The following is a 12,875-nucleotide window of genomic DNA, read 5'->3' as shown; positions in this document are numbered from 1 at the left end:
TTCCGGTCCGGGTGCAACTGAAAATCGACCCGGATCAAACAGGTTTCACGCGAACAGATCATGCGCAAGTTCAAGCGCTTCGATCAAGGTATCGACCTCATCTTTCGAGTTATAGAGACCAAAACTGGCGCGGCATGTCGCGGTGACTCCGAGGAAATCCATCAATGGTCCAGCACAATGGTGCCCGGCCCGAACAGCGACGCCCTTTTTATCCAAAATCGTCGAAATGTCATGTGCGTGGCCTGCACCGTCCAAAGTAAAGCTGAAGATCGCCGCTTTGTCCGGCCGTGTCCCCTGAAGCTGAATCCAGTTCAGCCCCGCAAACCTCTGCATCGCATAGTCTCGGATCCCGGCCTCATGAGCAGCAACGTTGTCCATCCCCAAATCCATCAGATAGTCCAGAGCGACGCCCAGTCCGATGGTTTGCACTATGCCAGGAGTTCCCGCCTCGAATTTCATCGGTGGATCATTGTAGATCACCTGATCCTTGCTGACCTCTTTGATCATGTCACCGCCACCGATAAACGGGCGCATTTCGGCCATCCGGTCAGATTTGATGTAAATCGCTCCCGATCCCGATGGGCCATAAAGCTTATGCCCGGTGATGGCGTAGAAATCGCAGCCGATATCCTGGACATCGACCGGCATATGCACGGCGCCTTGACTGCCATCCACCAGCACCGGGACGCCTTTGGCATGGGCGCCTTCGGTGATTGCTTTGACATCCACAACCGTGCCCAACACGTTCGAACAATGGGTCACCGCGACCAGCTTGGTTTTTGGACCGATGGCATCAATGACAGCTTGCGGATCAAGCCCGCCATCCGCATCCACATCCACCCATTTCAGCACCACTCCCTGACGCTCGCGCAGGAAATGCCAGGGTACGATGTTTGCATGATGCTCCATCACACTCAGGACGATCTCATCCCCGGCCTGAAGACGCGGCATCGCCCAGCCATAGGCGACCAGATTGATGCCTTCGGTCGTGCCCGAGTTCAGAACAATCTCATCTTCATCCGTTACGCCCAGAAATCGGGCAATAGTTCCACGAACGGATTCGTATTTCTCGGTCGCCAGATTGGACAGATAGTGCAGCCCGCGATGCACATTTGCATATTCTTCGGTATAAGCCCGCGTCACAGCGTCAATGACAACCTGTGGCTTCTGAGCTGATGCTCCATTGTCCAGATAGGTCAGCGGCTTGCCGTTTACCTCTCGGGACAGGATCGGAAAGTCAGCGCGAATTTTCTGCAGATCGAACATCGTATTTTTCTTCCCTAGACCGGGCCGCTGGGTGTGAACATGAGGACAAATGAGATTGAAATCAGTGCGGATAACAGAATGACCCCAAAAGATTTCAGCATCGAGTTGAACTTATGAGCTTCATTCAGGAAATGCATTGAGACGTAAAGGCTGACAAGTGCGGTTGCCAGCAAAAACATGACCATCATAAATGGAACAACCATCGAAACGATCAGCGTCACCGACATCGCTGCGATCTGAAGGAATTGCAGCCAGATCGTCAGGATCAGGATATCTTTGAATGTCGCAACGCCCCCGATAGTACGACCAACAAAAAGAAGAGCCACCACGCTGAGCAGCATCGCGCCTGACGAACGTAGAAGGTTCAGAATAACAGGATCAGAAACGGGAAGCGGTTCACCTTGCGGGACAGGGACCATCTGTTCGATACCAATTTGGATGGCACCGTTCAGAACGACAGCCAGAAAGAATGCCAGCCAGACAACTTCACGCCCGGGACGCAGATCCAGCAACCGTCTTGCCGCTTCGGCAGGGTTGGTCAGGGTCAGAACAGCAATCTGACTCAGCACGGCCGGATTCATTCCGCATACCTTTGCGCTTGCCTAAGGCCCGAAAACCAGAACCACAGGAATACGACGAACCAGACCAACCCGACAGTGGTCATGGTTGTCCCCTGACCGATAAAACCAGCGACAAGGCCGTTCAGCAAAATCAACGGCGTCGAGGATAGTAACGCCCAGAACAGAGCCAACCTTGCGCCATAGGCAGTCCCCTTTCCGCCGAACAGACGCGCCGCACCGTGGGACACGAAGGCCAGAAGGTAAAAGAACAGCGGCAAGATAATGACAGTTCCAAGCAAGGCACCGCCCAACAGCATGTTAAGTTCGAGGTCTTCGAGATGCGCCCGCCGGGACAAACGTGGCAGTTGCGCAATGAATGCCACCACGCAGAACGCCATTACAAAGACCAAAGCGCGGTCCTCACGTTCGCCCAAATCCAAAAGCCGGCTTACAACCCGGCCTGGTCCACGGTATGTGGCCACTATATCCGACGTTACCGGCATCAGCTTCGCCGCGAAAGCCAGCCTTCAAGGCGGTCAACCATAGCCTCCGCAAGGCCTTCATCCTCGATCTCTTCCACAGCCTCGGCTAGGAACGACAAAGTCAGCAAATTTGTTGCCTCTTTGACGGGCACACCCCGAGACCGCAGGTAGAACAGAGCCGTTTCATCAAGCGCACCTGATGTCGAACCGTGCGAACAGACTACGTCATCGGCATAGATCTCAAGCTCGGGCTTGGCGAGGAACTGACTATCATCATCCAGCAGCAAAGACTGGCTGATCTGATACCCGTCTGTTTTCTGGGCGCCCTCTTTCACAAGGATCTTGCCCTGAAACACGCCGGTCGCGCCGTTCCGCAGCACCTTCTTGAACACTTGGCGGCTTTCGCAACCAACCGCGTCATGGGTGACGAATACCGTGTCGTCATGGTGAAAGTCGCCATCTCCGACGCAGGCACCGGCCACGTGCGCCACCGCATCATCGCCGGTCAATTCGATCACCTGTTCGTTCCGGGTCAGAACACCGTTCATGGTCAGGGTGAAGGATTTGTAGACAGAATTGGCACCCAACCGTGTAAACATATGCGTCGCCGCACGACGCTCGTGGTCACGACCCTGGGCCCGCACATGGTGCAGCGAGCCACCATCGGCAATGTCAATTTCCATACATTTGTTGAAACGCGATGCCGCCGGCCCGTTTTCGAGAATGGTAACCTCGGCGTCAGTTTCGACCCGCACTACGTGATGCAGGATCGCATCCGAATCCTCGGACGCATGGCGATAGATCAGGCTGATCGGTTTCGATGGCTTACCGGTCACATGGATGGCCACTCCGTCTGATGCAAATGCGGTGTTCAATGCGGCCAGCGGGCGCTGAACCGGGACTTGTCCATTTGCTTCGAGAACGCCGTACAAGTCTTTGGCCCAATGGATATCTTTGCAGCAAATATCTTCAAGCCGGTCGATCGAAACACCTTCGAGCGTCAGATCATCGGACTCTTCGGGATTGAACACTCCGTCAACGAAGACAATCTTCAAGCGATCGAATTCATCGAACATTTGCGGCTCGTCCGACTCGAACAGCGCCGCATGCGCTGCATCAGCCGATACGAGCGTATCGGGTTGGGTGTATTTCCAGTACTCGTCGCGCCTGCTGGGCAAGCCCATTTGGCGCACACGGGCAATTGCGTCCTCGCGCGCAGCGCGAGTACATCCGGCATCGGGCAACGACAGGACAGCCAGCCGCTCCTCCGTCGCAGTCTGTTTTGCTTGGGGCAACGCCATCAGTTCACCTCGGCCAAAATGTCGGCATAACCGTTGTTTTCAACCTCAAGTGCCAACTCGGGACCGCCAGTTTTTACGATCCGCCCGTCGGCCATAATATGCACGACATCAGGTTTGATGTGGTCCAGAAGGCGCTGATAATGCGTGATAACAAGGAAGCCACGCGCCTCGTCGCGCAGCGCGTTCACGCCCTCGGCAACCAGTTTCATCGCGTCTACATCCAAACCAGAATCTGTCTCGTCCAGAATGCACATTTTGGGCTCGAGCATGGCCATTTGCAGTATTTCGTTGCGCTTTTTCTCACCGCCAGAAAAGCCAACATTCACAGGGCGCTTCAGCATATCCGCATCGATCTTTAACGATTTGGCCTTGGCGCGCACCTCTTTCAGGAAATCGGCTGCTGAAAGCTCTTCTTCCCCGCGGGCCTTGCGCTGTGAGTTCACAGCGGTGCGCAGAAAGGTCATGTTGCCAACGCCTGGGATTTCAACCGGATATTGGAACGCCAGGAAAACACCGGCTGCTGCGCGCTCTTCCGGTTCCATCTCGAACAGGTTCTCACCACCAAGGGTCGCCGAGCCTTCAGTCACTTCATACCCATCCCGACCGGACAGCACATAGCTGAGCGTCGATTTGCCCGAGCCATTTGGCCCCATGATCGCATGTACCTTGCCAGCCTCAACCTTCAGGTCGACACCTTTGAGGATTTGCTTGTCTTCTTCTTCAAGTTTGACGTGCAGGTTTTTGATTTCCAGCATGTTTAATTCCTTTGACGTATCGCAAGAGGGTCATGCCCCCTGTATGTTCTGAATTCAGGGAAAGTCGGGATTAACCCACAGATCCTTCGAGACTGATGGCCACCAACTGCTGGGCCTCCATCGCAAATTCCATCGGCAGTGCCTGTAGCACGTCCTTGCAGAACCCGTTGACAACAAGGGCCACGGCCTCTTCCTCGTCCATTCCGCGCTGACGGCAATAGAATAGCTGATCATCATCGACCTTCGACGTCGTCGCTTCATGCTCGACGCGCGATGAGTTGTTCTTGACCTCGATATAGGGCACCGTATGCGCCCCGCATTTGTCGCCGATCAACAGGCTGTCACACTGGGTGTAATTCCGGCTGTCCTTGGCTTTCGGATGCATCGAGACCAGCCCGCGATAGGTGTTCTGCGCCTTGCCCGCGCTGATCCCTTTCGAAACGATCCGAGACTTGGTGTTCTTGCCGAGGTGGATCATCTTGGTGCCAGTGTCGGCCTGCTGATAGTTATTGGTAATCGCGATCGAATAGAACTCACCTTGGCTTTCATTGCCGCGCAGGATGCAGGACGGGTATTTCCATGTCACGGCCGAGCCGGTCTCCACCTGCGTCCACATCACCTTGGACCGGTCGCCACGGCAATCCGCGCGCTTGGTCACAAAGTTATAGATGCCGCCCTTGCCATTCTCATCCCCAGGGTACCAGTTCTGAACGGTCGAGTATTTTACCTCGGCGTCTTCTTCGATGATGATTTCGACGACCGCCGCATGCAGCTGCGCAGTGTCGCGCTGAGGCGCAGTACAGCCTTCCAAGTAGCTGACATAGCTGCCTTTATCGGCAATGATCAGGGTCCGTTCGAACTGACCTGTGTTCTCCGCATTGATGCGGAAATAGGTGCTCAGCTCCATCGGGCAGCGTACGCCCGGCGGGATGTAGACAAATGACCCGTCCGAGAACACGGCCGAGTTCAGCGTGGCATAGAAATTGTCCGATACCGGAACCACCGTGCCAAGGTATTTCTTGACCAGCTCGGGGTGTTCCCTGATCGCTTCAGAGATCGAGCAGAAGATCACACCTGCCTTTTTCAATTCCGCCTGAAAAGTTGTGCCAACGGACACCGAGTCGAACACCGCATCCACGGCCACCTTGCGGCCCTCAGCAGGCATATCCTCAGCACCTTCGACGCCAGCCAGAATCATCTGTTCTTTCAGTGGGATACCAAGCTTTTCGTAAGTGGCCAGCAGTTTCGGATCCACCTCATCCAGCGATTTCGGCTTTACCTCCATCGATTTCGGACGGGCATAGTAATACTGGTTCTGAAAGTCGATTTCGGGATAGCTGACCATCGCCCATTTCGGCTCTTCCATCTTGGTCCAGCGTTCGAACGCGGCCAGACGCCATTCGGTCATCCATTCCGGTTCTTCATTCTTGTCCGAGATCAGACGGACGATATCGGGGTTCACGCCTTTTGGGGCGTATTCCATCTCGATATCGGTGTTCCAGCCGTATTTATAGGTTCCGGCCTCGCGCACCGCATCAACGGTTTCCTGATCGACACCTTCTTTTACCTGAGTCTGGTCCAAAGCGGCCATGACTTATCCTCCGTCAGATCACGCGGCACGCGCGCGATGCTTTTTCTCTTTTTCCAGCCACGTATCCGCGAAACGCAGCACATCATCTTCTGTTGTCCAAGGGCCGAGCGATACGCGAATTGCGCTGGCTGCCGTTACCTCGTCATATCCCATTGCCGTTAGAACTCGGCTGGTCTTTACCTTGCCACTTGAACAGGCCGATCCTGCGCTGATCGCAAATCCAGCCAGATCCATCTGCATAACCTGCGTCTCCCCTTTCCATCCGGGAGTTGCAAAACACAAAGTGTTGGGGAGTCGCTCCTGATCTTTCCCGACAAAAATAGTCGCTTTCGATCCGGCCTCAAGTGTGTTCTCTAGAATATTTCTAAATTTAGTAACATTTTCCCAAACACCGTTAGCCAGATCTTTCACTGCGGCCTCGGCAGCGGCACCAAAACCCGCGATTCCAACAACGTTTTCCGTCCCGGAGCGCCGGCCCATTTCCTGCCCGCCGCCAACCGCAAGCGGGTTGATGTCCAGCCCTTGTTTTAGGATCAGGGCGCCAACACCCTTAGGACCGCCGATTTTATGCGCCGAAAGAACCGCCATATCCGCATCGCTCCAGGCGAAGGAAAAGGGAATACGGCCAACAGCCTGTGTAATATCCAGCAACAACCAATCGGCGCGCCGTGCGCCATAGGGCCACTGACCTTCGACCTTTTTCGGTGGCAAGGTAACGATACCTGTTTCCGAATTCGCCAACCCCATTGCTAAGATGTGACCAGGTCCGAACGGGCGTTCGTTGCAGTTCGATAGATCAAGATGCGACCAAAGCGCGTCATGCGCCGTTGCATCGACGAACACATCGCAATTATTCGGTCTATTCTGCAGGACCCGAGCCGCTTCGGTCGCACCTGAGGTGAAAATAACTTCCTGCGGTCGGCACCCGACAGCTTCGGCCACCTGCGCCCGTGCACGCTCGACCATGGCCTTTGCCCCTCGTCCTTCAGCGTGAACCGACGAAGGGTTACCGATCTGATCCATTGCCGTGATCATCGCATCGCGCGCTTCGGGGCGAATTGGCGTTGTGGCGTTATGATCCAGATAAACACGATTCATGGATGCACCTTTTGGCAGCCTAAGGGACTTGGACAAAGCAAATTCATCTTACTCGTCCACGACCGCAAACAGATTAGGAACAGCCGGACAGGGCGCCAAGTCGTTCCTGATCACATCAGAAAGCCGCGTTTGATGCAGAAACACATAAACATGGGCACTCAGCCCTTCCCACAATCGGTTGGTCAGCGATTGCGCACGACTGCCCGATGAGGCCCCGGATGCCCCTGCCCCTTTTTTCAACGCGTCTACAGTTTCGTCGACGGCGGACAGAATTTCGACTACACGGATTTCCGACGCAGGGCGCGCCAACCGATAACCTCCGCCCGGACCGCGCACTGACGAGACAAGCTCGGCCCGGCGCAGCTTTACGAACAGCTGTTCAAGATAAGGCAACGAGATGTCCTGCCGTTCGGAAATTTCGCTCAGCGTTACCAGTCCGTCAGAAGACTGAAGAGCGATATCAGCCAAGGCCACCATCGCGTAACGACCCTTGGTCGAAAGCTTCATTCTCATTCCCTTATGGCAGTTAACGCGCGAAATCATTGACGCCGCCGCTGCCAGTGCGTATCTCCGACTGACAGCGCCCTTGCGCCGACTATCACAATTAGAACCGTTCTAAGGTGTCCGACGATTATCGTCAAGTATTTCCGGACACCCAGAAGAAAAAGACAGGACCTATGCACACATGCCCGAGGTGATTTTTCCCGGACCCGAAGGCCGCCTGGAAGGCCGCTACCACCCGCAAAAGGAAAAAGACGCACCGATCGCCATCGTGTTGCACCCGCATCCTCAATTTGGCGGGACCATGAACAACAAGGTGGTCTATAATCTGCACTATGCGTTCTACAACATGGGTTTCACTGTGTTGCGGTTCAACTTTCGCGGTGTTGGCCGCAGCCAGGGCGAATATGACCAGGGCGTAGGCGAGCTGAGTGATGCGGCATCGGCACTGGACTACCTGCAGTCGATGAACAACAATTCGAAACACTGCTGGGTCGCAGGGTTCTCGTTCGGAGCCTGGATCGGGATGCAACTGCTTATGCGCCGCCCTGAGATAACCGGTTTCATCAGCGTTTCTCCGCCAGCCAACATGTATGATTTCTCGTTCCTGGCGCCCTGCCCCTCTTCGGGTCTGATTATCAACGGATCCTCTGATCGGGTAGCCCCGCCTGCAGACACCACTGCATTGGTTAACAAGCTGCATGAACAGAAGGGCATCACAATCACCCATAACGAAGTTGAGGGTGCTGACCACTTCTTTCAGGATCGCCACATGGATACGCTGATCACTGATGTAAGTGACTATGTGAAACGGCGGCTGACAGAGAACACGCGCTAATGTCCGACACGATCATCAGGCTTGCTTCCAAGCTGGCCGAAGACACAATGAAAGTGATGGACGAAACAGGAAACGACCGCTTCTTCATGGAAGTTGGCGAAGTGATCGGGGCGTCCTCACAAACATTGGAAGAAGCATTCCTGACCGAGATCCGTGTCCGGATGGCCGAACGTAAGGCCCGCAAGTTTGTCGTCGAAAAATTGACCGAACATCGGTCAAAACTGAAAGCTATAGAAAAACAATGACGCAAAGACTGTCCGCGCAAATCGACTTTCTTAAACGCGCGGACAGGTTGAAATCTGTCAATCGTGCCAACGCCTTGTTGGATCAGTCTCGCCCAGAGAACGCGGCTGAGCATAGTTGGCAACTGGCGCTTTGGGCCCTGGTTTTGGAACCCGTTGCCGGGCCAGACGTGAATATCGACCGCGTGATCAAAATGCTACTGCTGCATGATCTGGTCGAAATCATCGTAGGCGATCACCCGATTCACCTGAAAACAGATTGGAAAGCACTGGAATTGGCGGAACAAACAGCTGCTGAAGAGCTGTTTGGCATGCTGCCTGCTGATCAGGCCACGACGTTTCTGGCTCTTTGGCAAGAATTCGAGGCCGACACCACTCCGGACGCGAAATTCGCCAAGATTCTGGATCGGTCGCAACCGATGTTTCAGGTGCTGTGTGCAGAACGGCCAAACCCAGAGCATTTAGCTGTCGTGAATGACAACCTGAAACAAGGTCGCGCTGCCTATCTGCAACAAGCTTTCCCGGACGCATATAATCTTGCCCAAGCACTGCTGAATGGAGGCAAACTCGAAACCTCCGAGCTTTCTTTGCGTTTGGGTTTCTTGTCCGAAACTGACCAACTCAAATCGGTTCAGCGCGCATCGCGTCTGCTCTATGATAACCGGTTTGAGAATTCAGCCGAACATTCCTGGCACATCATGCTTTTTGCCTGGGTCCTGTCCGAATATGCAGCCCCTTCCGTTTCTGTAAACCGCGCCCTCAGAATGCTTTTGCTGCACGACATTGTTGAAATTGACGCCGGTGATCACCCAATTCATGGGCAGGTCGACCACGCGGCACAAGCCGCCGAGGAACTTGCTGCGGCGCAAAGGTTGTTTGGAATGCTCCCAGAGGTGCAAAATCAAGAATTCATGTCGATCTGGCAGGAGTTTGAACAGGCTGAAAGCCCCGATGCCTGTTTCGCCAAAGCGATTGATCGCTTCCAAACCCCGGTTGGCAACCTCGAGACAGGAGGCGGTTCCTGGATTGATTACAACGTCACATACGAACAAATCCACAGCCGTGTGGGCACGGTGATTATTCCCGGTGCACCAGCCCTGTGGGCATGGCTGGATCCGTTGCTTCGGGGTTACTTTTCTGAGACTGCAGAAGGCTGAAAACACAGCGGAAAAAGGAGCATAACACCCCTTTTTCCTGTATTCGGCAGTCGCTTAAACCGATGTACCAATCAATCGCTCAACATTTCGGGCTGCTTTTGTTTCGACGGACCCCCCGCCAGCAAGCCACCCAAGCGCAACAATAAGTGCCGAAAGAGCGATGACGTATTTTGCAAATTTCGTCATGGCGATACTCATAAAAAAACACGATAAAACCCGGACAAAGTATCACATTGCCGAAAATCCACATAGTCGGGTAATCCTGACCCCTGACGGATGCCTGTAAACTCCTGCTATCGCTTGCGCGTATCGGTCATTTCGTGCTCAACCCAATGCAACCTTATTGAATGCGAGACCACCGTGCCCAAAGCATATCTTCTACTGCTGTTGGCAGTTGTTGCCGAAACGATTGGTACAACTGCACTTCAGGCCAGCCAGCAATTCAGCCGGTTCTGGCCGTCAGTGCTTGTGGTTGTTGGCTATGGAATTGCCTTTTATCTGATGGCCCTCACGCTCAAATACATGCCGGTTGGTATCGTCTATGCAATCTGGTCCGGTCTTGGAATCGTGCTGATTGCCATCATCGGTTTCATTGTCTTTGGTCAGAGGCTGGATTTACCCGGGATTGCTGGACTCAGCATGATTTTGGGTGGAATACTAATCATACACCTCTTTTCCGGTACAGCAGGACACTGACGATCGGTTAGGGCTGGCATATTTCGCCGAGCCGCGTTATGCGCGCGTCAACTTCCCGTTCAAAGGCTGACCTCTCATGGACCTGCGCAATATCGCAATCATCGCTCACGTGGACCACGGCAAAACAACGCTGGTCGATGAGCTGCTAAAACAATCCGGTGCGTTCCGGGAAAATCAGGCTGTCGCAGAACGCGCCATGGACAGCAATGACCTCGAGCGTGAGCGTGGTATCACCATCCTTGCAAAGGCCACTTCGGTGGAGTGGAAAGGCACGCGGATCAATATTGTCGACACGCCGGGCCACGCCGATTTCGGCGGCGAGGTTGAACGCATCCTCAGCATGGTCGACGGCGTTGTCCTGCTGGTCGATGCTGCCGAAGGTCCAATGCCGCAGACCAAATTCGTGACCTCCAAGGCGCTGGCGCTGGGTCTGCGTCCGATTGTGGTGCTGAACAAAGTCGACAAGCCCGACGCCGAACCAGACCGCGCGCTGGACGAATGCTTTGATCTGTTCGCAAACCTTGGTGCGGATGACGATCAGCTTGATTTCCCTTCAATGTACGCCTCAGGCCGGTCGGGCTGGGCAGATATGGAGCTGGAAGGACCCCGCAAGGATCTGTCAGCACTGTTCGACCTGATCGTTGACCACGTCCCTGCTCCCAAACAGATCGAACGCAAGGACGAACCCTTCCGGATGCTTGCCACGACACTGGGCAGCGACCCGTTCATCGGTCGCATTCTGACTGGCCGTGTCGAAAGTGGTACGCTCAAGGCAGGTGACACCCTCAAGGCGCTCAGCCGGGATGGAACACTTATCGAGAACTTCCGCGCCTCAAAAATCCTGGCTTTCCGCGGTTTGGGGCAGCAACCCATTGATGTGGCCGAGGCGGGCGATATCGTTACCATCGCAGGTATGAGCAAAGCGACCGTGGCAGACTCGCTTGTTGCCCCACAGGTCGAAGACGCTCTGCCTGCGCAGCCGATCGACCCGCCGACAATCACAGTGACCTTTGGTATCAACGATTCGCCCCTTGCCGGCCGAGACGGTAAAAAGGTTCAGTCCCGTGTCATTCGCGACCGTTTGATGAAAGAAGCAGAATCAAACGTCGCCATTCGCATTACCGACACGCCGGGCGGTGAGGCCTTCGAAGTTGCGGGACGCGGCGAATTGCAGATGGGTGTTCTGATCGAAAACATGCGCCGCGAAGGGTTCGAGCTGAGCATCTCTCGCCCACAGGTCCTGTTCCGCGAAGAAGACGGTCAGCGCCTGGAGCCCATCGAAGAAGTCACCATTGACGTGGATGACGAGTATTCTGGCTCGGTCATTGAAAAGATAACAGGTGTCCGCAAAGGTGAACTGGCCGAGATGCGGCCTGCTGGTACAGGCAAAACCCGCATCATCGCCCATGTGCCGTCACGCGGGTTGATCGGATATCACGGTGAATTCCTGACAGATACACGCGGTACTGGCGTTTTGAACCGTGTGTTCCACGACTGGGCACCGCATAAAGGGCAAATTCCGGGCCGCCGCGCAGGCGTTCTGATCTCGATGGAGAACGGACAGGCAGTTGCCTATGCCCTTTGGAACCTCGAAGAGCGTGGCCGCATGTTTGTTGGCCCTCAGACCGATGTATATCAGGGTATGGTTATCGGCGAGCATTCGCGCGACAACGATCTTGAGGTTAACCCGCTGAAGGGGAAAAAGCTGACCAACGTCCGGGCCAGCGGATCGGATGACGCTGTGCGCCTGACACCCCATATTCAGTTCTCGTTGGAAGAGGCGATCGCCTATATCGACGATGACGAACTTGTCGAAGTGACCCCGAACGCAATCCGTCTGCGCAAACGCTTTCTGGATCCGCACGAGCGCAAGCGTATGGCAAGATCTGCCTGATCATTGCAGTGATGCAGTTCACAGATTGGAAACAATAACACAATCGTGACATATTTGCGCACACGCGTATTAAGGCCCATCCTGGAAGGCTCGCTCTCAAAGCGGGCCTTCTTTTTGTTTTACCTACACTTTCTTCTTTAAGTTGTTTCACTTTTAACATTCACAATTTTAGGAAACTTGTAATTCTGGCTCAAAAGGGATGTATTTGTGTCCAAAGTATGGCACCTGTTTGCCTGCCAAGTTTTGAGTAATGAGTATCAAGGAGTAGCGCCATGCGCATTAAGTCTCGCTTACTTTCAATAGTATTTGTTTCAGCAACATTCCCAGTTATTTCAGCTGTATCCGCTTCAGCTTCAGACATGTGTACAATACGAACAGCCAAACAGTCGGTATCGACTGAAACGCTTTGTGCATGTTCTGTTGTAGACGCCCGGATGCTTCGCTATTTGCAGCGACGCTCAGATTTCGAGGACATCTTGTCCCGTACATTGGAG

General features: G+C 54.3%; 15 protein-coding genes. 5 read left to right on the top strand and 10 right to left on the bottom strand.

Going from position 1 to position 12,875, the window contains the following annotated elements; genetic code table 11:
• Positions 1 to 45: 45 nt before the first annotated feature.
• The 8 genes from AC2FH9_RS00465 to iscR all read right to left on the bottom strand — a co-directional run bounded on the left by AC2FH9_RS00465 (position 46) and on the right by iscR (position 7,560).
• The gene (locus tag AC2FH9_RS00465; RefSeq protein WP_496870412.1) at positions 46 to 1,266 is read right to left on the bottom strand and encodes a cysteine desulfurase; all 1,221 of its coding nucleotides are present in this window, start codon (positions 1,264 to 1,266) and stop codon (positions 46 to 48) included.
• 14 nt (positions 1,267 to 1,280) lie between these two features.
• Complete coding sequence (locus tag AC2FH9_RS00460; protein ID WP_142633743.1) at positions 1,281 to 1,847, bottom strand: YIP1 family protein; 567 nt, start codon at positions 1,845 to 1,847, stop codon at positions 1,281 to 1,283.
• Positions 1,844 to 2,329 carry a YIP1 family protein gene (locus tag AC2FH9_RS00455; protein ID WP_496675646.1) on the bottom strand — a complete coding sequence of 162 codons (486 nt, stop codon included), beginning with the start codon at positions 2,327 to 2,329 and terminating at the stop codon, positions 1,844 to 1,846. The genes AC2FH9_RS00460 and AC2FH9_RS00455 overlap by 4 nt, the downstream gene beginning before the upstream one ends.
• Positions 2,329 to 3,609 (bottom strand): Fe-S cluster assembly protein SufD, encoded by a 1,281-nt coding sequence (sufD, locus tag AC2FH9_RS00450; RefSeq protein WP_271947165.1) that lies wholly within the window; start codon positions 3,607 to 3,609, stop codon positions 2,329 to 2,331. The genes AC2FH9_RS00455 and sufD overlap by 1 nt, the downstream gene beginning before the upstream one ends.
• The gene (sufC, locus tag AC2FH9_RS00445) at positions 3,609 to 4,364 is read right to left on the bottom strand and encodes a Fe-S cluster assembly ATPase SufC (protein WP_142633737.1); all 756 of its coding nucleotides are present in this window, start codon (positions 4,362 to 4,364) and stop codon (positions 3,609 to 3,611) included. Before sufC ends, sufD begins: the two co-directional genes overlap by 1 nt.
• A gap of 70 nt (positions 4,365 to 4,434) precedes the next feature.
• Positions 4,435 to 5,955, bottom strand: a complete 1,521-nt coding sequence (sufB, locus tag AC2FH9_RS00440) for a Fe-S cluster assembly protein SufB (protein WP_496748925.1) — start codon at positions 5,953 to 5,955, stop codon at positions 4,435 to 4,437.
• An 18-nt stretch (positions 5,956 to 5,973) separates the two neighbouring features.
• Positions 5,974 to 7,053 carry a cysteine desulfurase family protein gene (locus AC2FH9_RS00435; RefSeq protein ID WP_496870411.1) on the bottom strand — a complete coding sequence of 360 codons (1,080 nt, stop codon included), beginning with the start codon at positions 7,051 to 7,053 and terminating at the stop codon, positions 5,974 to 5,976.
• Positions 7,054 to 7,101: 48 nt separating this feature from the next.
• Positions 7,102 to 7,560, bottom strand: coding sequence for a Fe-S cluster assembly transcriptional regulator IscR (gene iscR / locus AC2FH9_RS00430; RefSeq protein WP_142633731.1), 459 nt, complete (start codon positions 7,558 to 7,560; stop codon positions 7,102 to 7,104).
• A gap of 178 nt (positions 7,561 to 7,738) precedes the next feature.
• Between iscR and AC2FH9_RS00425 the strand changes: the two genes are divergently transcribed.
• Genes AC2FH9_RS00425 through AC2FH9_RS00415 form a run of 3 tightly spaced genes read left to right on the top strand, consistent with a single transcriptional unit; the run spans position 7,739 to position 9,791 of the window.
• A complete protein-coding gene (locus AC2FH9_RS00425; protein ID WP_142633729.1) occupies positions 7,739 to 8,392 on the top strand; it encodes an alpha/beta hydrolase in 654 nt (217 codons plus the stop codon).
• On the top strand, positions 8,392 to 8,637 hold the full coding sequence (locus AC2FH9_RS00420; RefSeq protein ID WP_142633727.1) for a hypothetical protein: 246 nt from the start codon (positions 8,392 to 8,394) through the stop codon (positions 8,635 to 8,637). Before AC2FH9_RS00425 ends, AC2FH9_RS00420 begins: the two co-directional genes overlap by 1 nt.
• The gene (locus AC2FH9_RS00415; protein WP_496870410.1) at positions 8,634 to 9,791 is read left to right on the top strand and encodes an HD domain-containing protein; all 1,158 of its coding nucleotides are present in this window, start codon (positions 8,634 to 8,636) and stop codon (positions 9,789 to 9,791) included. The genes AC2FH9_RS00420 and AC2FH9_RS00415 overlap by 4 nt, the downstream gene beginning before the upstream one ends.
• 54 nt (positions 9,792 to 9,845) lie before the next feature.
• Here the strand turns inward: AC2FH9_RS00415 and AC2FH9_RS00410 are convergent, their stop codons facing one another.
• Positions 9,846 to 9,977: a hypothetical protein gene (locus AC2FH9_RS00410; RefSeq protein WP_271947174.1), complete on the bottom strand. Its 132-nt coding sequence runs from the start codon at positions 9,975 to 9,977 to the stop codon at positions 9,846 to 9,848.
• Between the two features lie 174 nt (positions 9,978 to 10,151).
• Between AC2FH9_RS00410 and AC2FH9_RS00405 the strand changes: the two genes are divergently transcribed.
• Both AC2FH9_RS00405 and typA read left to right on the top strand, forming a co-directional pair.
• Entirely contained in the window at positions 10,152 to 10,487 is a 336-nt protein-coding gene (locus tag AC2FH9_RS00405; RefSeq protein WP_142633723.1) for a DMT family transporter, read from the top strand.
• A gap of 76 nt (positions 10,488 to 10,563) precedes the next feature.
• On the top strand, positions 10,564 to 12,381 hold the full coding sequence (gene typA / locus AC2FH9_RS00400; protein ID WP_271947178.1) for a translational GTPase TypA: 1,818 nt from the start codon (positions 10,564 to 10,566) through the stop codon (positions 12,379 to 12,381).
• A 190-nt stretch (positions 12,382 to 12,571) separates the two neighbouring features.
• On the opposite strand, the gene AC2FH9_RS00395 is transcribed toward typA, so the two are convergent.
• Positions 12,572 to 12,742: a hypothetical protein gene (locus AC2FH9_RS00395; protein WP_185956608.1), complete on the bottom strand. Its 171-nt coding sequence runs from the start codon at positions 12,740 to 12,742 to the stop codon at positions 12,572 to 12,574.
• Positions 12,743 to 12,875: the final 133 nt, after the last annotated feature.

It is taken from the genome of Ruegeria sp. CDSC081 (assembly GCF_059610485.1).
The sequence above is the reverse complement of the archived record's forward strand: the minus strand, read 5'-3'. Positions and strand labels throughout refer to the sequence as shown.